Genomic DNA, 19,058 nt, shown 5'->3' with positions numbered 1-19,058 from the left:
ATTGGTCACTGTGCCCGTACCTGACGCGCCCGTGACCGGCGCCCACCCCAGTCCGCAGGAGCCCGCGGCCGACGGCACGGCCCGTCCCTCCCGGCTCGACCCGGCCATCGCCGCCCGGCTGCGCCGCACCCCCGACGGCCTGGTGGCCGCCGTGGTCCGTGAGCACGACTCCGGCGAGGTGCTGATGGTCGCCTGGATGGACGACGAGGCGCTGCACCGCACCCTGACCACCGGCCGGGCCACCTACTGGTCGCGCAGCCGCCGCGAGTACTGGGTCAAGGGCGCCACCTCCGGGCACCACCAGTACGTCCGGGCGGTGGCGCTGGACTGCGACGGCGACGCGCTGCTCGTCGACGTCGACCAGGTCGGCGCGGCCTGCCACACGGGGCACCGCACCTGCTTCTTTACCGAGCTGCCCGTCGGCGGCGAGGGGGCGGGGGCCCGGTGAGCGCGTCGCGCGCGACGCCCGGCGGGTCCCGCACCGACGGCGCGGTCAGCCCGGACCTGGCCACCTTCACCGGGCTGGCCGCCCGCTGGCGGGTCGTTCCGGTCACCCGCCGGCTGCTCGCCGACGCGGAGACCCCCGTCGGCGTCTACCGCAAGCTGGCCGGCGGCCCCGGCACGTTCCTGCTGGAGTCCGCCGAGCAGGGCGTCGGTTCGGCCGGCCTGGCCTGGTCGCGCTACTCGTTCATCGGCGTGCGCAGCAGCGCCACGCTGACCGAGCGGGACGGCGCCGCGGTGTGGACGGGACGGCCCCCGGCCGGCCTGCCCACCTCCGGCGACCCGGTCCGGGCGCTGCGCGAGACCGTCGAGGCGCTCGCCGGCCCGGCCTGGGACGCGGCCAGCGGCATGCCGCCGCTGACCGGGGGCATGGTCGGCTACCTGGGCTACGAGCTGATCCGGCGTTTCGAGCGGCTGCCCGAGCTGACCGAGGACGACCTGGGCGTGCCCGAGCTGGGCATGATGCTCGCCGCCGACCTGGTGGTCCTGGACCACTACGACGGCTCGGCGATCCTCGTCGCCAACGCGATCCTGCCGCCGCTGGACGAGCCGGACCGGAACGCGGAGGTCGCGGCGGCGTACCACCACGCGGTCGGGCGGCTCGACGCGATGACCACCGCGCTGTCCCGGCCGATCCCGCCGATGGTCTCGACCGTCGAGCGCCCCCCGGCGGGCGAGGTGCGCAGCCGCACGCCCGAGGGCGGCTACCCGAAGGCTGTCGAGGCGGCGAAGGAGGCGATCCGGGCCGGCGAGTGCTTCCAGATCGTGCTGGCCCAGCGGTTCGAGCGGGACACCCACGCCGACCCGCTGGACGTCTACCGCGTGCTGCGCACGACGAACCCCAGCCCGTACATGTACCTGCTGCGCTTCGACGGCTTCGACATCGTCGGATCCTCCCCGGAGGCGCACCTGAAGGTGACCAGCGACGCCGAGGGGCGGCGGCGGGCGTTGCTGCACCCGATCGCCGGCACCCGGCCGCGCGGCGGCACCCCCGAGGCCGACGCCCGCCTCGCCGCGGAGCTGCTCGCCGACCCCAAGGAGCGCGCCGAGCACGTGATGCTGGTCGACCTGGGCCGCAACGACCTGGGCCGGGTCTGCCGCCCGGGCACCGTCGAGGTGCCGGAGTTCGCCACCATCGAGCGCTACAGCCACGTCATGCACATCGTCTCGACCGTGGTCGGCACGCTGCGCGAGGACCGTACGGCCTTCGACGCGCTCGCCGCGACCTTCCCGGCCGGCACCCTCTCCGGCGCGCCCAAGGTGCGGGCCATGGAGATCATCGAGGAGCTGGAGCCGGTCCGGCGGGGCCTCTACGGCGGCACCGTGGGCTACTTCGGCTTCGGGGGCGACCTGGACATGGCGATCGCGATCCGCACCGCGCTGATGCGCGACGGTAGGGCGTACGTGCAGGCCGGGGCGGGGGTGGTCGCCGACTCCGATCCGGCCGCCGAGGACCAGGAGACCCGCAGCAAGGCCGCCGCCGTGCTCGCCGCCATCGCCGCCGCCGAGACCCTCCGGCCCGCCCGGTGACCGCCGCCGAGCCGCGGGGCCGGGAGCCGGGGACGACTGCGGCGGGCCGGTCCGACCCGGGGCGGCGCGAGTTGACGTACGCCGTGCTGCTCTGCGTGGCCGGCGCGGGCCTGGCGCTGTGGGCGTCGACCCGCACCTGGGCGGTCGAGTTGACCGCCCGGCCCACCCCGCTGCCGCCGGTACGCGACGCCCGCACGGGCGCGGGCCTGCTGCCCTGGCTGCCGGCGCTGGCGCTGGTCGGGCTGGCCGGTGGCGGCGCCGTGCTCGCCACCCGGGGCCGGGTGCGGCGGCTGCTGGGCGGGCTGCTGTGCGGGCTCGGCGTGGCCGTGGCGGCCGGCGGCGCATACGGGCTGGTCGCGGCGTTCGCCGGCGAGGTCGCCCGGCACTGGCCGGCGCTCTGCCTGCTCGGCGGGGTGCTCGCCACGGCGGGCGGGCTGCTGACGGCGCTGCGGGGCCGTCGGTGGCCGGCGATGGGTGCCCGCTACGAGCGGCGGCCGGCCGGCGACGCCGCCCCGGTTGCCCGCGGCGACGGCGGCCGGGTCACCGGCCGACGCACCACCGAGGCATGGGACGCGATGGACCGGGGAGAGGACCCGACGGTCAGCTGACCGGCTGGCGCTCGCGGGCGGCGGCCCGGGCCGCCGCCAGCTCCGCCACCAGGCGGTCCAGCTCGGCCCGCTGCTCCGCCCGGGCCCGGTCGGCGCAGACCGCCTCCCAGGCGTTGCCCCGCGCGGTGCGCATCCGTGCCTCGCCCACCACGGCGCGTTCCAGCGTGTGGACGACACCGACGGCGAGCGACGCGACGGTACGCGAGACGGTCGTCAGTCCGATGGGCTGGTGCGGCTCGACAGTGCTCATGATCACCCCGCAGAGATCGTTGGTGACGGAGGGGCAGACGCGTCATCGAGTCTGCCCGAGGACGATGCTGGCTGGTTCACGTTTCGCCGTGGTGACCGACACGTCAACTTTGCTTCCGGAGCCGTGACCTGGGAAAGGGTCGTTCGGCCTTGAGGTAGGTCACACGCGTGGCCGGCACCGGCGGCGACCGGCGCAACGCGCGGCCGTGGGCTGGCGGACGGCGCGGCGGTGGGCGGTGGAGCGCACCGGCGGCGGACGCCGAACCGGGCGGCCGGTCGCGTCAGCGGATAGGATCACGTCGATGACCGGGAGGGCGGAGGCGTGGTGTTCGCGTGGCGTTCGTCGATGGGCGTGATCGCCCAGCGTGACATTCCGTTCACCGGAGGTCGGCCATTATGCCCGAGCCCATCTCGTGAGGCACGCCATACCCCCGGCGCCCGTCGCCAGGTGGCGCCCCCTAGCATCGGCCCATGACACCCGGAGAGGGGAGTCCGTTGGTGACTGCTGAGCATGCGCACGCGGAGGGGGACGAGGCCGGTCCGGCGGCGTCCGTAGGCGTGCTCGACGAGATCCTGGCCGGCGTGCGTGAGGACGTCGCCCGGCGACAGGAGCAGGTTCCGCTGGAGCGGATCCGCGAACTGGCCGCCGCCGCGCCGCCGCCGTTGGACGCGTACGCGGCCCTGCGCAAGTCGGGCGTCGCGGTGATCGCCGAGGTGAAGCGCTCGTCGCCGTCCAAGGGGCGGCTGGCGGAGATCGCCGACCCGGCCGACCTGGCCGGCGACTACGCCGCCGGTGGCGCGCGGGCGATCAGCGTGCTCACCGAGGGCCGCTGGTTCGGCGGCTCGCTCGACGACCTCGCCGCCGTCCGCGCCGCCGTCAACATCCCGGTGCTGCGCAAGGACTTCGTGGTCTCCAGCTACCAGGTGCACGAGGCCCGCGCGCACGGCGCCGACCTGGTGCTGCTGATCGTCGCCGCCCTGGAGCAGAACGCGCTCGTCGGCCTGCTGGAGCGCATCGAGTCGCTGGGCATGACCGCCCTGGTCGAGGTCCACGACGAGGAGGAGGCCGACCGCGCCCTGGAGGCCGGTGCCCAGGTGATCGGGGTCAACGCCCGCAACCTGCGTACCCTTGAGGTCGACCGCTCGGTGTTCGAGCGGATCGCGCCCGGCCTGCCCAGCAGCGTCGTCAAGATCGCCGAGTCGGGGGTGCGCGGCCCGCACGACCTCATCCGGTACGCCTCGGCGGGCGCCGACGCGGTCCTGGTCGGCGAGGGTCTGGTCACCCAGAAGAGCCCCCGCGAGGCGGTGGCCGAGCTGGTCAACGCCGGTAACCACCCGGCCACGCCCCGCCCGGTGCGCTGAGGCGCACCGGCTCGTCCACCGAGAGGATTCCGATGAGCGCCGACGCCCTGGCCGCGGAGATCGGTCCGTTCCCCGACGCGGCGGGCCACTTCGGCCGCTTCGGCGGCCGGTTCGTGCCGGAGGCGCTGGTCGCGGCGCTCGACGAGCTGGACGCCGCGCACCGCGCCGCGATGGCCGACGAGTCGTTCCGGGCCGAGTTCGCCGCCCTGCTGCGCGACTACGCCGGCACCCCGTCGCTGCTCTACGCGGCCGAGCGGTTCTCCGCCAAGGTGGGCGCGCGGGTGCTGCTCAAGCGGGAGGACCTCAACCACACCGGGGCGCACAAGGTGCGCAACGTGCTCGGCCAGGCGCTGCTGACCCGGCGGATGGGCAAGCGTCGGGTGATCGCGGAGACCGGCGCCGGCCAGCACGGCGTCGCCACCGCCACCGCCGCCGCGCTGTTCGACCTCGACTGCGTGGTCTACATGGGCGAGGTCGACACCGAGCGGCAGGCGCTCAACGTGGCCCGGATGCGGATGCTCGGCGCCACCGTCGTCCCCGTCACGAACGGCTCGCGCACCCTCAAGGACGCGATGAACGAGGCGATGCGCGACTGGGTCGCCAACGTCGACGAGACCCACTACCTGATCGGCACGGCCGCCGGGCCGCACCCCTTCCCGGCGCTGGTGCGCGACTTCGTCCGGGGCATCGGCGACGAGGCGCGCCAGCAGTGCCTCGACCTGACCGGCGCGCTGCCCGACGCGGTGACCGCCTGCGTCGGCGGCGGCTCCAACGCGCTGGGCATCTTCCACGCCTTCGTCGGCGACGCCGACGTGCGGCTCTACGGCTTCGAGGCCGGCGGCGACGGGGTGGAGACCGGCCGGCACGCGGCCAGCATCACCGGCGGCTCCGCCGGGGTGCTGCACGGCACCCGGACGTACGTGCTCCAGGACGACGACGGGCAGACCTGCGAGTCGCACTCGATCTCGGCCGGGCTGGACTACCCGGGCGTCGGGCCGGAGCACGCCTGGCTGCACGACAGCGGCCGCGCGACGTACCTGCCGGTCACCGACGACGAGGCGATGGCCGCGTTCGAGCTGCTCTGCCGCACCGAGGGCATCATCCCGGCGATCGAGAGCGCGCACGCGCTCGCCGGCACCCTCCAGATCGCCCCGAGGCTCGCCGCGGAGCTGGGCCGGGAGCCGACGATCGTCGTCAACCTCTCCGGCCGGGGCGACAAGGACGTGCACACCGCCGGCGACTACTTCGGCATCCTCGACAAGGAGCAGTGAGAACGTGAGCCGGATCGGGGTGGCCTTCGACAAGGCCCGCGCCGACGGGCGGGCCGTGCTGGTCGGCTGCATGCCGGCCGGGTTCCCGACCGTCGAGGGCAGCATCGCCGCGATGACCGCGATGGTCTCCGCCGGCGTCGACGTGATCGAGGTGGAGATCCCGTACTCCGATCCGGTGATGGACGGGCCGGTGATCCAGAAGGCCAGCGACATCGCCCTCGCCGGCGGCGTACGCACCCGCGACACGCTGCGCGTCATCGAGGCGGTCGCGGCCACGGGGGCGCCCGTGGTCACCATGACCTACTGGAACCCGGTGGAGCGCTACGGCGTCGACGCCTTCGCCCGGGACCTCGCCTCGGCCGGGGGCACCGGCCTGGTCACCCCGGACCTGATCCCGGAGGAGGCCGGCGAGTGGCTCGCCGCCTCCGACGCGTACGGGCTGGACCGCACCTTCCTGGTGTCGCCGTCCTCGACCGACGCGCGGCTGGCGATGACCGTCGAGCACTGCCGGGGCTTCGTCTACGCCACCGCGATCATGGGGGTCACCGGCGCCCGCGCGCAGACCTCCGACGCGGCGCCCGTCCTGGTGTCCCGGGTACGGGAGGTCACCGACCTGCCGGTCGGCGTCGGGCTGGGCGTCGGCACGGGCGCGCAGGCCGGCACCGTCGCCGGGTACGCCGACGGCGTCATCGTCGGCAGCGCCCTGATCCGCTGCCTGCTCGACGCGCCGGACGAGGCCTCCGGGCTGGCCGCCCTGCGCGCGCTGAGCGCGGAACTCGCCGAGGGCGTACGCAACCCGACCCGCTGACCGGTCGGCCGCCGCGAGCGGCGAACGGTGGACCGGGGTGCCACCGGAGGGGCCCACGGCGGTAGCGTGTGCACCCGTGACCTACGCCTCGATAGCTCCCCAGGCGGCCCTGCCCAGCCCCAGCACCGCCGTCTGGCAGCTCGGACCGGTGCCGATCCGGGCGTACGCGCTGTGCATCATCCTCGGCATCGTGGTGGCCTGCTGGGTCACCGAGCGGCGGTTGCGCCAGCGGGGCGTCGCCCCCGGCGCCGTCCTCGACATCGCGGTCTGGGCGGTGCCGGCCGGCATCATCGGCGCCCGCATCTACCACGTGATCACCTCGCCGGAGAAGTACTTCGGCACCGGCGGCGACCCGATGAAGGCGTTCGCCATCTGGGAGGGCGGTCTCGGCATCTGGGGCGCGGTGGCCGGCGGCGCCGTCGGCGCGTGGCTGGCGGCCCGGCAGCTCGGCATCCCGTTCGCGGTGGTCGCCGACGCGCTGGCCCCCGGCCTGCCGCTCGCGCAGGCGATCGGCCGGCTCGGCAACTGGTTCAACAACGAGCTCTACGGCGGTCGGACCAGCCTGCCCTGGGGGCTGGAGATCCACCGGATGGACCCGGACAATCCGGGTCACGCGCTGCGCGACGACGCCGGTCAGCCGATCCTCGAACCGGGCCTCTACCACCCGACGTTCGCCTACGAGCTGCTGTGGAACCTGGGCGTGGCCGCGCTGGTGCTCGTGCTCGACCGCAAGCTGCGCCTCGGCCGGGGGCGGGCGTTCGCCCTCTACGTGATGGGCTACACGGCCGGGCGGTTCTGGATCGAGCTGATGCGCACCGACGAGGCGAACACCATCCTCGGCGTACGCCTCAACGTCTGGACCGCCGGCCTGGTCTTCCTCGGCGCCCTGGCCTACTTCGTGCGGGTGCGCGGCCCCCGGGAGTACCTGATCCCGGTCGGCGCCGCCCCGACGCCCGAGCCGGTCGCCGACTCCGACGTCTCGCAGGTCGACCTGTCCGCGCGGGAGGCCGGCGCGCAGCCGGCCGCCCCCGAGGGCTACCGCGTGGTGAGCGAGGAGCAGTACCGGCACTGGCGGGAGACCGGTGAGGAGCCGGCCGGGGAGACCGCGCCCGGACCGGACGGCACGACGGCCGCCACCGCCGGCTCCGCCGCTGACGGCGCCGCGCCCGACGGACCGGACGCCGACGGGCAGACCGGGCAGGACCGCGCCGGGGCCACGGGCACCCGGCCCGCCGAGCGCGACAGCTGAGAAGGAGCACCCATGCGTAGCGCGGTCGTGGTCGGCGCCGGGATCGGCGGCCTCGCGGTCGCCGGTGCGCTGGCCCGCTCCGGCTGGCGGGTCACCCTCCTGGAGCGGGCCGACCGCGTCCGCCCCGAGCCGACCGCCGTGGCGCTCTGGCCCAATGGCGTACGCGCGCTGCGCGCCCTGGGCCTCGGCGCCGGCCTGGAGGCGATCGCCACGCCGCTCGCCGACGGCGGGGTGCGCCGTCCCGACGGGCACTGGCTGGTGCAGCCCCGCCCCACGCCGGCCGACCGGATGCCGGTGGTGGTGCACCGGGAGGACCTGCACGACGCGCTGATCGCCGGCCTGGGCGACGAGGTCGAGCTGCGTACCGGGGTGACCGTGCGGACGGTCCGGGCCGTGTCCGGGGAACGCCCCTCGGTCGGCGACGGCCGGCACACCATCGAGGCCGACCTGGTCGTCGCCGCCGACGGCACCGACAGCGAGGTCCGCCGGCAGCTCGCCCCGGAGTCCGGCGTGGTCAGCTCGGGCTGCGCCGCGTGGCGGGCCGTGATCCCCTGGTACCGGGCACCGAAGCTGCCCGCCGACCAACCCGTCGGCGGCGAGGTGCTCGGTGCCGGCTACCGCTTCGTGTCCGCCTCGCTCGGCGAGCGTGGCTCCTCCGGGGCCTCCAGCCGGGGCGGCATCTACTGGGTGGCCACCGCCGTCGGCGCGCCCCGCCCGGAGCCGCCGGAGACCCAGCTCGCCCTGCTGCGCCGCTGGTACGCGGGCTGGCCCGCGCCGATCGCCGACCTGCTCGACGCCACCGACCCGACGGACCTGGTGCAGCACGAGATCCGCGAGCTGCGGCCACTGCCCAGGTCGTACGGCTTCCCGGCCGGCCCGGGCGGGGTGGTGCTGCTCGGTGACGCCGCGCACGCCATGCCCCCGCACCTCGGCCAGGGCGCCTGCCTCGCCTTCGAGGACGCGGCCACCCTCGCCTCGCTGCTGCGCGAGTCCCGGCTGCCCGACGCGGTGGTCGCGTACGACCGGGCACGCCGGCCCCGCGCGGCCACGGTGGTCCGCCAGACCCGCCGGATGTCAGCGGTGCTCAAGGCCCGGGGCCCACTGGCGCTGCGCGCCCGCGACGCCGCCCTGGGCGCCCTGAGTCCCCGCCTGCTCTCCACGGCGGCCACCACGGCCGCCCAATGGCGCCCCCCAACCTGACCCACCCGGCCCCCCGCGCCTACGGCGTGTTTCGGAAGTGGTGGGTGGGTCAGGGGGTTACCGGGGCGGGCTCGGCTATGCAGGCGGTGCCGATGCGGCGGAAGCCGACCCGCAGGTAGACGCGGGCGATGTCCTCGCTGCCCGCCGAGAGGAAGATCAGGTCGGTCCCGGCGGCCAGCAGCTCGCGGGCCAGCGTGGCGGTGACCGCCGCACCCAGGCCACGGCGGCGGGCGGACGGCAGGGTGGCCACGCCGGCGATCTCGGCGACGTCGCCGACCCGCATCGCCAGCCCGCTGGCCAGCGCGCCCTCGGTCGGCGTTCCCGCCAGCACCGACAGCCGCCGGCCGTCCGCGACGCGGGTCCGCTCCTCGTCGAGCGCCGCCTCGTCCAGTTCGGCCATCGCGGCGTCCCGCTGGGCGGGGCCGGCCTCGCCACGTCCGGTGCCGGCAGCGGAGAACCCGACGGCGGCGACCGCCCGCCGCGCCGCCACGTCCGCCGCGAAGTCGGGCGCCGCCGCGTCGAGCATCCGCAGCGGTACGTCCGTGAGGGTGCCCGGGTCGGGCAGGGCGGCCGGGTCGAGCACCATCAGCGGCGCCTCCAGCACCGCCAGCCCCGCCGAACGGGCCACGGCCAGCAGGTCCGGGGTGGTCTCGTGCACCCACTCGAAGGCCTCGGGCAGGCCCAGCTCGCGCTGCCGCTCGCGTACGGCCGCGACGTCCGCCAGCGACGGCGCCGCGCCGGCGTCGAGCCGGGGCCGGGCGTAGAACGGCCAGCCGGGGCCTTCCCGGACGAACAGCACGAGGCCGCCGTGCTCCTCCGCGCGGGCCCCGTCCCGGGGCACCGCGTCGTAGAAGTGCTCCAACCGGCCGAACGGGTCCTGGTGCAGAAAATCCACCGCGCGAGACTACACGTCCCAGACTCTGGAAGGTGTGATCAATCTGCACTGGCCTTGCGCGCCGGACCCTAACGTAGACTCAATAGACCCTTGAGGGCCGACGTCGTCCCGATCGAGTTCCACCCTGAGCGACGACAGGAGGCCCGGTGGCCTTTCCGTACCCTCACAGCAGCCCGAAGCAGGCCCCGCACCTCGGCGCGGGAGCGCCCGCGGCCGGTCTCTACGACCCCGCGCAGGAGCACGACGCGTGCGGCGTGGCCTTCGTGGCGGACCTGCACGGACGGCGTTCGCACGCGGTCGTGGCCAACGGCCTCGACGCGCTCTGCCGGCTGGACCACCGGGGAGCCCGGGGCGCGGAACCGAACACGGGCGACGGCGCGGGCATCATGATCCAGATTCCGGACGCGTTCCTGCGCGCGGTGGTGGACTTCCCGCTGCCGCCCGCCGGCGAGTACGCCACCGGCCTGGTGTTCCTCCCCGACGACGACGCCGACGAGGCCCGCGCCCGCCGCGTGGTGGAGAAGTACGCGCTCGTGGAGGGCGCCCACCTGTTCGGCTGGCGGGACGTGCCGGTCGACCCGAGCGGGCTCGGCGAGACCGCCCTGGCGGCGATGCCCCGGGTCCGGCAGCTCTTCCTGGCCGCGCGCCGGCTCACCGACTCGCCGGCCGGTCCGGCCGGGTCGCCGCTGCGCGGCGTCGAGCTGGAGCGGGTCGCGTTCTGCGTGCGTAAGCAGGCCGAGCGGGAGAGCGCCGAGCGGGGCGTGCCGGCCTACTTCCCGTCGCTGTCGGCGCGGACCATGGTCTTCAAGGGCATGCTGACCCCCGACCAGCTGCCGGCGTTCTATCCGGAGCTGACCGACGAGCGGGTGCAGAGCGCGATCGCGCTGGTGCACTCCCGCTTCTCCACCAACACGTTCCCGTCCTGGCCGCTGGCGCACCCGTACCGGCTCATCGCGCACAACGGCGAGATCAACACGATCCGCGGCAACCGGAACTGGATGCAGGCGCGCGAGGCGCTGCTGCGTACCCCGAACCTGCCGGGCAACATCCGCCGGGTCTTCCCGGTCTGCACCCCCGCCGCCTCCGACTCCGCGAACTTCGACGAGGTCCTGGAGCTGCTGCACCTGGCCGGGCGCAGCCTGCCGCACGCGGTGCTGATGATGATCCCCGAGGCGTGGGAGAACGACCCCGACATGGCCGCCGACAAGCGCGCCTTCTACCGCTTCCACGCGAGCCTCATGGAGCCGTGGGACGGGCCGGCGTCGGTCGCTTTCACCGACGGCGACGTCGTCGGCGCCGTGCTGGACCGCAACGGCCTGCGTCCGGGCCGCTGGTGGCGTACGGACGACGGGCTCGTGGTGCTCGGCAGCGAGGCGGGCGTGCTCGACCTCGACCCGGCCCGGGTGGTCGCCAAGGGCCGCCTCCAGCCGGGGAAGATGTTCCTGGTCGACACCGTCGCCGGCCGGATCGTGCACGACGAGGAGATCAAGGCCGAGCTGGCGGCCGAGCAGCCGTACGCCGACTGGCTGCACGCCGGCCTGATCGAGCTGACCGACCTGCCGCCGCGCGAGCACATCGTCTACACCCACGACTCGGTACGCCGCCGCCAGCAGGCCTTCGGCTACACCGAGGAGGAGCTGAAGATCCTGCTCGCGCCGATGGCGCGCACCGGCGCCGAGCCGCTCGGCTCGATGGGCACCGACACCCCGATCGCCCCGCTGTCCACCCGGCCCCGGCTGCTCTACGACTACTTCCATCAGCTCTTCGCGCAGGTCACGAACCCGCCCCTGGACGCCATCCGCGAGGAGCTGGTGACCAGCCTGGCGTCGACCATCGGGCCGGAGGGCAACCTGCTCGACCCCGGCCCGGCGAGCTGCCGGCAGATCGTGCTGCCGTACCCGGTGATCGACAACGACGAGCTGGCGAAGATCCTCTCCATCGACGAGGACGGCGACCTGCCCGGCTTCAAGGCCGTCCGGGTCTCCGGGCTCTACCGCATCCGGGAGGGCGGCGCCGGCATCAAGGCCCGGCTGACGGAGATCTGCCGGCACGTCTCCGAGGCCATCGAGGACGGCGTACGCATCCTCGTGCTGTCGGACCGCGACTCCAACGCCGACCTCGCCCCCATCCCGTCGCTGCTGCTCACCGCAGCCGTGCACCAGCACCTCGTGCGCGAGCAGACCCGCACCCAGGTGGCGCTGATCGTCGAGTCCGGCGACTGCCGCGAGGTGCACCACGCGGCGGTGCTGATCGGCTACGGCGCGGCGGCGGTCAACCCGTACCTGGCCTTCGAGTCGGTGGAGGACATGATCTCCACCGGGGCGCTCGTCGGCGTCGAGCCGGTGAAGGCGGTCCGCAACTACGTCAAGGGCCTCGGCAAGGGCGTCCTGAAGATCATGTCCAAGATGGGCATCTCGACGGTGTCGTCGTACTGCGGGGCGCAGGTCTTCGAGGCCGTGGGGCTGGACGCCAAGCTGGTCCAGCGCTACTTCCGGGGCACCCCGAGCAAGATCGGCGGGATCGGGCTGGACGGCATCCACGCCGAGGTCGCCGCCCGGCACGCCGTGGCCTGGCCGCCGCCGGGCGCCGAGCCCACCGACCGGCTGGAGGTCGGCGGCGAGTACCAGTGGCGCCGCGAGGGCGAGCTGCACCTGTTCAACCCGGAGACGGTCTTCCTGCTCCAGCACGCCACCCGCAGCCGCCAGTACGACGTCTTCCGCCAGTACACCGCCAAGGTCGACGAGCTGGCCGCGAAGGCGGGCTCGCTGCGCGGCCTGTTCACCCTGCGTACGGGCGTGCGGCCCCCGGTGCCCCTCGACGAGGTCGAGCCGGCCACCGAGATCGTCAAGCGGTTCGCCACCGGCGCCATGTCGTACGGGTCGATCTCGGCGGAGGCGCACGAGACCCTGGCGATCGCGATGAACCGCCTCGGCGGCAAGTCCAACACCGGCGAGGGCGGCGAGGACGTCGAGCGGCTGCACGACCCGGCCCGCCGATCCGCCGTCAAGCAGATCGCCAGCGGCCGGTTCGGGGTGACCAGCGAATACCTCGTCAACGCCGACGACCTCCAGATCAAGATGGCGCAGGGCGCCAAGCCCGGCGAGGGCGGGCAACTGCCCGGCAACAAGGTCTGGCCGTGGATCGCCCGTACCCGCCACGCCACCCCCGGCGTGGGCCTGATCTCCCCGCCGCCGCACCACGACATCTACTCCATCGAGGACCTCGCGCAGCTCGTACACGACCTGAAGTGCGTCAACCCGTCCGCGCGGGTGCACGTCAAGCTCGTCAGCGAGGTGGGCGTCGGCACCGTGGCGGCGGGCGTGGCCAAGCTCAAGGCCGACGTCATCCTGATCTCGGGACACGACGGCGGCACCGGCGCGTCGCCGCTGAACTCGCTCAAGCACGCCGGCACCCCGTGGGAGCTGGGGCTGGCCGAGGCGCAGCAGACGCTGCTGCTCAACAAGCTGCGCGACCGGGTCACCGTGCAGGTCGACGGGCAGCTCAAGACGGGCCGGGACGTGCTGGTCGCGGCGCTGCTCGGCGCCGAGGAGTTCGGCTTCGCCACGGCGCCGCTGATCGTCGAGGGCTGCGTGATGATGCGCGTCTGCCACCTCGACACCTGCCCGGTCGGCATCGCCACCCAGAACCCGGTGCTGCGGGAACGCTTCACCGGCCGGCCGGAGTTCGTGGAGAACTTCTTCCTGTTCCTCGCCGAGGAGGTCCGCGGCTACCTGGCCGAGCTGGGCCTGCGGTCGATCGAGGAGGCCATCGGGCAGGCCGAGCTGCTCGACGTCGCCCCGGCGATCGCGCACTGGAAGGCCGGCGGGCTCGACCTGACGCCCGTGCTGCACCTGCCGGAGCTGCCGGCCGGGGCCGCGCGCCGGGGCGTACGGGCCCAGGACCACGGCCTGGAACTGGCGCTGGACAACGAGCTGATCGCCCTGGCCGCCCCGGCGCTGCGCGACCGTACGCCGGTGCGGGTGGCGGTGGCGGTGCGCAACGAGCACCGCAGCGTCGGCGCGATGCTGGGCGGCGAGGTGACCCGCCGCTTCGGCGGTGCGGGCCTGCCGGCCGACACGATCGAGTTCACGCTGCGCGGCACCGCCGGCCAGTCCTTCGGCGCGTTCCTTCCGCACGGGGTCACCCTGCGGCTGCACGGCGACGCCAACGACTACGTGGGCAAGGGCCTCTCCGGCGGTCGGCTCATCGTGCGGCCGGACGCCGCCGCCCCCTTCCTCGACGGCGACGCCGCGCCGGGGCAGCGGGCCGAGGACCAGATCATCGCCGGCAACACCATCCTCTACGGGGCCACCGCGGGCGAGTTGTTCCTGCGCGGCCGGGTGGGGGAGCGGTTCGCGGTGCGCAACTCCGGCGCGGTGGCCGTCGTCGAGGGCGTCGGTGACCACGGCTGCGAGTACATGACCGGCGGGACCGTGGTGGTGCTGGGACCGACCGGCCGCAACTTCGCCGCCGGCATGTCCGGCGGCACGGCCTTCGTGCACGCGCTGGACCGCCGGCGGGTCAACGCGGAGCTGGTCGACCTGGCGCCGCTGTCCGGGCCGGAGCAGGCGGTGCTGCACGAGCTGGTGCAGCGGCACTTCGCCGAGACCGACTCGGCGGTCGCCGAGGGGCTGCTCAAGCGCTGGCCGGAGGCGGTGGCGGAGTTCACCGCCGTGGTGCCCCGGGACTACCGCCGGGTGCTGGAGATCATGCGGGCCGCCGAAGCCGCCGGCCGCGACGTCGACGACGCGGTGATGAGCGCGCTGGCGGGCCCTGCCGCCTCGGCAGGGCAGCCGGCGCCTTCCGCTTCGTCTGTGCCGACCCTGCCCGCCTCGCGGGTGACGGTCCAGGAGGTGGCTCGTGCCTGACCCGAACGGTTTCCTGCGCTACAACCGGCGGCTGCCCGCGCGCCGCCCGGTGCCGGTGCGGATCAGCGACTGGCGCGAGGTGTACCCGCCGGCCGGCGAGGAGCTCGTCCGCGAGCAGGCCACCCGCTGCATGGACTGCGGCATCCCGTTCTGCCACGACGGCTGCCCGCTGGGCAACCGCATCCCGGACTGGAACGACCTGGTCCGCACGGGCAACTGGGACGCCGCGGTGGACTCGCTGCACGCCACCAACAACTTCCCCGAGTTCACCGGCCGGCTCTGCCCGGCGCCCTGCGAGGCGGCCTGCGTGCTCGGCATCGGCGGGGGCGAGCCGGTCACCATCAAGCAGGTCGAGGTGGAGATCGCCGACGCGGCCGTCGCCCGGGGCGGGCTGTCGCCGCGCCCGGCGTCGACGCCGACCGGCCGTTCGGTCGCCGTGGTCGGCTCCGGGCCCGCCGGTCTCGCCGCCGCGCAGCAGCTCGCCCGCGCCGGTCACGCCGTGACGGTGTACGAGCGCGACGACGCGGTCGGCGGCCTGCTGCGGTACGGCATCCCGGACTTCAAGCTGGAGAAGGTCCACATCGACCGGCGCCTGGCCCAGCTCTCCGCCGAGGGCGTGCGCTTCCGCACCGGGGTGAACGTCGGCGTCGACGTCACCGCCGAGCAGTTGCGCGCCGAGCACGACGCCGTGCTGCTCGCCTGCGGCGCGCTTCAGGGCCGGGACACCCCGCAGACCCCGGGCCGCGGGCTGCGCGGCGTACACCAGGCGATGGACCACCTCGTGGCGGCCAACCGCGTGGTGGCCGCGGCGGCGGGCGGGCGGCCCGACACGGCGGTGCTGCCCGACGGCGACCCGATCGACGCGGCCGGCAAGCACATCGTCATCATCGGTGGCGGCGACACGGCGGCGGACTGCCTGGGCGTGGCGCACCGCCAGGGCGCGGCCGGCGTACACCAGCTGGACCTCTACCCGCAGCCGCCGCAGGCGCGCGACGAGGCCCGGGACCCGTGGCCGACCTGGCCGTGGCTGCTGCGCAGCTACCCGGCGCACGAGGAGGGCGGCGAGCGGGTCTTCGCCGTCGCCGTGCAGGAGTTCGTCGACGACGGCACGGGTCAGGTGCGCGCGGTGCGGATCGCCGAGGTGACCGTGGAAAAGCGCGACGGGCGGCGCATCGTCACCCCGCTGCCCGGCTCGGAGCGGGAGCTGCCGGCCGACCTGGTGCTGCTGGCCATCGGCTTCGAGGGCACCGAGCAGCAGCCGCTGCTCGACCAGTTCGGGGTCTCCCGCAACGCGCGTGGTGCGATCGACGCCCGCTCCGACTGGCAGACCGACGTCGACGGCGTCTTCGTCGCCGGCGACATGCACCGGGGCGCCTCGCTGATCGTCTGGGCGATCGCCGAGGGCCGCGCCGCGGCCGCCGCCATCCACGCCCACCTGGGCGGGACGGGCGCCCTGCCCGCCCCGGTGGACCCGGCCCGCCAACCCCTGGCCGCGCGCTGACCGGCGATCCCGGCTTGTCCCGGGCGGGCCTGTCCCGGAGAGACCTGTTCCAGCGGCCTGTCTCGGGCGGGCCCGTCCCGGGCGGGCCCGTCCCGGGCGGGCCCGTCCCGGGCGGGCCCGTCCCGGGCAGGCATGTCGCCGGCCTTGCTGGCGCTCGACGCCCTGCCGGTTGTTCGGTGTCCGCGCTGTCGAGCTGATGTCGTAGACGGATCAGGGCATCGGCTACGCCGTGCACACCCTGGGTGGGCGCAGCTCGGGGTTGGCCGGCGTCCGTCACGAGGACGGCGGGTGAATCGTCTACGACATCACCTCGACAGCGTCGACGCAGGCATCCCGTCCGGCGCGTGCGCGGTCCGCCCCTGGCGCACCGGGTGCGGGTGCCCGCCCATGAGCCGGGCGGGCACCCGCACCCGCTCAGCGGGCCAGGAGCTGGTGCGACTCGCGGAGCTTGACCCAGGACCTCGGCTCGGCCGGCGGGCCGGCCTTGCGGGCCGCGCCGGGCACGTCCGGGCGGCCGGGGGTGAGCAGCCAGGTGGTGAAGAAGTCGTCCAGGTCCAGACCGGAGATCCGTTCGGCCAGGGCCTGGAACTGGGCGGTGGTGGCGTTGCCGTGCCGGTGCGCGGCCGTCCAGGCCGGCAGGAGCGCGAAGAACGCCTCGTCGCCGATGGCCAGCCGCAGCTGGTGCACCGTCATCGCGCCCCGGTCGTAGACCGCCGCGTCGAAGATCCTGCCCGGCCCGGGCGCGCCCGGCGGCACCTGCCAGAACTCGTCGTCGGCCGGGTAGCTGGCGTACGTGAAGTCGAACAGCTCCTGCGCGGTGCCCTCGCCCTGCTCCTCCGACCAGAGCCACTCGGCGTACGAGGCGAAGCCCTCGTTGAGCCAGATGTCCTTCCAGTCGGCCAGCGAGACCGAGTTGCCGAACCACTGGTGGGCGTTCTCGTGCACCACCACGTAGGTGTTGGCGCCCCGGCGCCAGAAGCCCGGCCCGTACACGGAACGGGTCTGGGTCTCCAGGGCGAAGTTGATGCCGTCGACCGGCCCGGCCACGCCGCCCTGCGCCTCGAACGGGTACGGCCCGAAGATCCCGCTGCACCACTCGACGACCTCGGCCGTGCGCTCGATGCTGGCCCGCGCGGCCGGCCCCAGCTCGCCGAGGCTGGCGCTGTACGCGTTGACGACCGGCTGCCCGTTCGGCGCGGTGTCGGTGACGATGTCGTACTGGCCGATGGCGAGGAAGGACAGGTAGGTGGCGGTCGGCGAGGTGGTCCGCCAGCTCCACCGGGTGCGGTTGCCGGCCTCGGGCAGCGGCGGGCGCGGCTGGACGCCGTTGCTGATCACCTCGACGCCGGTCGGCACCGAGACGGAGACGTCGAAGGTGGCCTTGTCCAGCGGGTGGTCGTTGCTGGGGAACCACCACCAGGCGGCCTCCGGCTCGTTCACCACCATCGCCCCGTCGGCGGTGCGGGTCCAGCCGGTGTAGCCGCCGACCAGCGTCTCCGACGGCACGCCCGAGTAGCGCACCACGATGGTGAGCTGCTGGCCGGCCGTGACCGCGCGGCGCGGAGTGACGGCGAGCTCGTGCACGCCCTCGCGGGCGGCCGTGGCCTGCCAGCCGTTGACGCGCACCGACTCGACGTCGAGCAGGAAGTCCAGGTTGAACCGGGACAGGTCCTGGGTGGCCCGGGCCAGGATGGTGGTGGTGCCGGTGAGCAGGTCGGTGGCCGGGTCGTAGCGCAGCCGCACGTCGTAGTGCTGGACGTCGTAGCCGCCGTTGCCGTAGTCGGGGAAGTAGCTGTCGCCCAGTCCCGGGCCGCCGGGTTGCGGTGCGGCGGCGGGGACGGGCCGGCCCAGGGCCGGCGGGGCGGCCTGGCCGGGGGTGCCGGCGACCAGGCCGCCGGCGGTGGTGACGGTCAGGGCGGCGATGGCCGCCGTGAGAGCGCGTCGCACGGGGTGGACTCCCTCCGTCGGGGTGTACGCACCGGTCAACCTAATCGACGATCGTTGACCTGTCGGTCCCGCCGTCCGATCTGAGCCATTCCATTGATCCGAATGTTTCGATAGCATTACCGCCTGGTAACAAGCACCCGTCCCTGGCCACGCGCGCGGTCACCGGGCCCACCACCCCCTGTCCCGTGGAGGTCCCCCTCATGCCCCACCGCCCGCTGGCCCGTGCCCTCGCCGCGCTGGTCGCCCTGTCCACCGCCGCCCTCGGCGCGTTGCTCGCCCCCGGCACCGCCCAGGCCGCCGCCGCCGTCAACTACGTGGCCCTCGGCGACTCCTACTCCTCCGGCGTCGGCGCCGGCCCGTACGACCTGTCCAGCTGCCTGCGCAGCCAGAAGTCGTACGCCCCGCTGTGGGCCGCCGCCAACGCGGTCACCAGCTTCAAGTTCCCCGCCTGCGGCGGCGCCGTCACCTCCGACGTCATCAACAACCAGGTCGGCTCGCTGAGCACCACCACCACCCTGGTCACCATCACGATCGGCGGCAACGACGCCGGCTTCGCCGACGTGATCACCAGTTGCCGCTTCGGCAGCACCTCCACCTGCACCAACGCCGTCAACGAGGCCAAGGCGTTCGCCACCACCACGCTGCCGGGCCGGCTGGACGCCACGTACGCCGCCATCCGCGACCGGGCCCCCAACGCGCGGCTGATCGTGCTCGGCTACCCGCGGCTGTTCGAGACCGGCTCCTGCGGACTGCTGGCGATGAGCACCTACAAGCGGACCATCCTCAACGAGGCCGCCGACGTGCTCGCCACCGTCATCTCCGGCCGGGCCGCCGCGGCCGGCGCCACCTTCGCCGACACCCGCCCCTACTTCGCCGGGCACGGGGTCTGCGCCGCCGACCCGTGGATCCGCGACGTCAGCGGCGTCATCGAGGCGTACCACCCCGACGCCGACGGCTACCGGTACGGCTACCTGCCGGCCCTCAACGCCGTCACCGGCTGACCGCACCGCCGGACGGGCGACGCCCGCCGCGCCGGGCACCGGCCGCGTCGGCGGCCTCGACCCACCCC

General features: G+C 74.7%; 14 protein-coding genes. 11 read left to right on the top strand and 3 right to left on the bottom strand.

Annotated features, from left to right (window positions below):
* Positions 1-10: 10 nt before the first annotated feature.
* The 3 genes from hisI to AC5L34_RS13490 are packed head-to-tail and all read left to right on the top strand — an operon-like array spanning position 11 to position 2,639.
* Positions 11-448 carry a phosphoribosyl-AMP cyclohydrolase gene (gene hisI, locus AC5L34_RS13500; protein ID WP_494825360.1) on the top strand — a complete coding sequence of 146 codons (438 nt, stop codon included), beginning with the start codon at positions 11-13 and terminating at the stop codon, positions 446-448.
* A complete protein-coding gene (locus AC5L34_RS13495; protein WP_441174801.1) occupies positions 445-2,031 on the top strand; it encodes an anthranilate synthase component I in 1,587 nt (528 codons plus the stop codon). The genes hisI and AC5L34_RS13495 overlap by 4 nt, the downstream gene beginning before the upstream one ends.
* Positions 2,028-2,639 carry a Trp biosynthesis-associated membrane protein gene (locus AC5L34_RS13490; RefSeq protein ID WP_494825147.1) on the top strand — a complete coding sequence of 204 codons (612 nt, stop codon included), beginning with the start codon at positions 2,028-2,030 and terminating at the stop codon, positions 2,637-2,639. The genes AC5L34_RS13495 and AC5L34_RS13490 overlap by 4 nt, the downstream gene beginning before the upstream one ends.
* Here AC5L34_RS13490 and AC5L34_RS13485 read toward each other — a convergent pair.
* A complete protein-coding gene (locus AC5L34_RS13485) occupies positions 2,632-2,889 on the bottom strand; it encodes a hypothetical protein (protein WP_101415126.1) in 258 nt (85 codons plus the stop codon). The two genes, AC5L34_RS13490 and AC5L34_RS13485, sit on opposite strands and share 8 nt — an antisense overlap.
* Before the next feature lie 557 nt (positions 2,890-3,446).
* On the opposite strand from AC5L34_RS13485, the gene trpC reads away from it, so the two are divergent.
* The 5 genes from trpC (at position 3,447) to AC5L34_RS13460 (ending at position 8,778) form a co-directional block, all read left to right on the top strand.
* Positions 3,447-4,250 carry an indole-3-glycerol phosphate synthase TrpC gene (trpC, locus tag AC5L34_RS13480; protein ID WP_441175134.1) on the top strand — a complete coding sequence of 268 codons (804 nt, stop codon included), beginning with the start codon at positions 3,447-3,449 and terminating at the stop codon, positions 4,248-4,250.
* Positions 4,251-4,282: 32 nt separating this feature from the next.
* Positions 4,283-5,521, top strand: a complete 1,239-nt coding sequence (trpB, locus tag AC5L34_RS13475) for a tryptophan synthase subunit beta (protein WP_494825145.1) — start codon at positions 4,283-4,285, stop codon at positions 5,519-5,521.
* A gap of 4 nt (positions 5,522-5,525) precedes the next feature.
* On the top strand, positions 5,526-6,329 hold the full coding sequence (trpA, locus tag AC5L34_RS13470; RefSeq protein ID WP_357721178.1) for a tryptophan synthase subunit alpha: 804 nt from the start codon (positions 5,526-5,528) through the stop codon (positions 6,327-6,329).
* A 76-nt stretch (positions 6,330-6,405) separates the two neighbouring features.
* Positions 6,406-7,578: a prolipoprotein diacylglyceryl transferase gene (lgt, locus tag AC5L34_RS13465; RefSeq protein ID WP_441174799.1), complete on the top strand. Its 1,173-nt coding sequence runs from the start codon at positions 6,406-6,408 to the stop codon at positions 7,576-7,578.
* 12 nt (positions 7,579-7,590) lie between these two features.
* Positions 7,591-8,778, top strand: a complete 1,188-nt coding sequence (locus AC5L34_RS13460) for an FAD-dependent oxidoreductase (protein WP_494825143.1) — start codon at positions 7,591-7,593, stop codon at positions 8,776-8,778.
* 49 nt (positions 8,779-8,827) lie between these two features.
* On the opposite strand, the gene AC5L34_RS13455 is transcribed toward AC5L34_RS13460, so the two are convergent.
* Positions 8,828-9,664, bottom strand: a complete 837-nt coding sequence (locus AC5L34_RS13455; protein WP_441175133.1) for a GNAT family N-acetyltransferase — start codon at positions 9,662-9,664, stop codon at positions 8,828-8,830.
* Positions 9,665-9,819: 155 nt separating this feature from the next.
* Between AC5L34_RS13455 and gltB the strand changes: the two genes are divergently transcribed.
* A complete protein-coding gene (gene gltB / locus AC5L34_RS13450; RefSeq protein WP_494825141.1) occupies positions 9,820-14,541 on the top strand; it encodes a glutamate synthase large subunit in 4,722 nt (1,573 codons plus the stop codon).
* Complete coding sequence (locus AC5L34_RS13445; RefSeq protein ID WP_494825139.1) at positions 14,534-16,042, top strand: glutamate synthase subunit beta; 1,509 nt, start codon at positions 14,534-14,536, stop codon at positions 16,040-16,042. Before gltB ends, AC5L34_RS13445 begins: the two co-directional genes overlap by 8 nt.
* Positions 16,043-16,456: 414 nt before the next feature.
* On the opposite strand, the gene AC5L34_RS13440 is transcribed toward AC5L34_RS13445, so the two are convergent.
* On the bottom strand, positions 16,457-17,989 hold the full coding sequence (locus AC5L34_RS13440) for a M1 family metallopeptidase (RefSeq protein ID WP_494825137.1): 1,533 nt from the start codon (positions 17,987-17,989) through the stop codon (positions 16,457-16,459).
* A gap of 200 nt (positions 17,990-18,189) precedes the next feature.
* Between AC5L34_RS13440 and AC5L34_RS13435 the strand changes: the two genes are divergently transcribed.
* The gene (locus tag AC5L34_RS13435) at positions 18,190-18,990 is read left to right on the top strand and encodes an SGNH/GDSL hydrolase family protein (protein ID WP_494825135.1); all 801 of its coding nucleotides are present in this window, start codon (positions 18,190-18,192) and stop codon (positions 18,988-18,990) included.
* Positions 18,991-19,058 lie beyond the last annotated feature (68 nt).

Source organism: Micromonospora sp. ZG13 (genome assembly GCF_059359355.1).
Note: the sequence above shows the minus strand (reverse complement) of the source record. Positions and strands in the feature narration are given on the sequence as shown.

Bases quoted from the DNA above. Each gene is read 5' to 3' on its own strand.
- AC5L34_RS13435 (WP_494825135.1), top strand. From the start codon at position 18,190: ATGCCCCACCGCCCGCTGGCCCGTGCCCTCGCCGCGCTGGTCGCCCTG.
- trpB (WP_494825145.1), top strand. From the start codon at position 4,283: ATGAGCGCCGACGCCCTGGCCGCGGAGATCGGTCCGTTCCCCGACGCG.
- AC5L34_RS13460 (WP_494825143.1), top strand. From the start codon at position 7,591: ATGCGTAGCGCGGTCGTGGTCGGCGCCGGGATCGGCGGCCTCGCGGTC.
- AC5L34_RS13485 (WP_101415126.1), bottom strand. From the start codon at position 2,889: ATGAGCACTGTCGAGCCGCACCAGCCCATCGGACTGACGACCGTCTCG.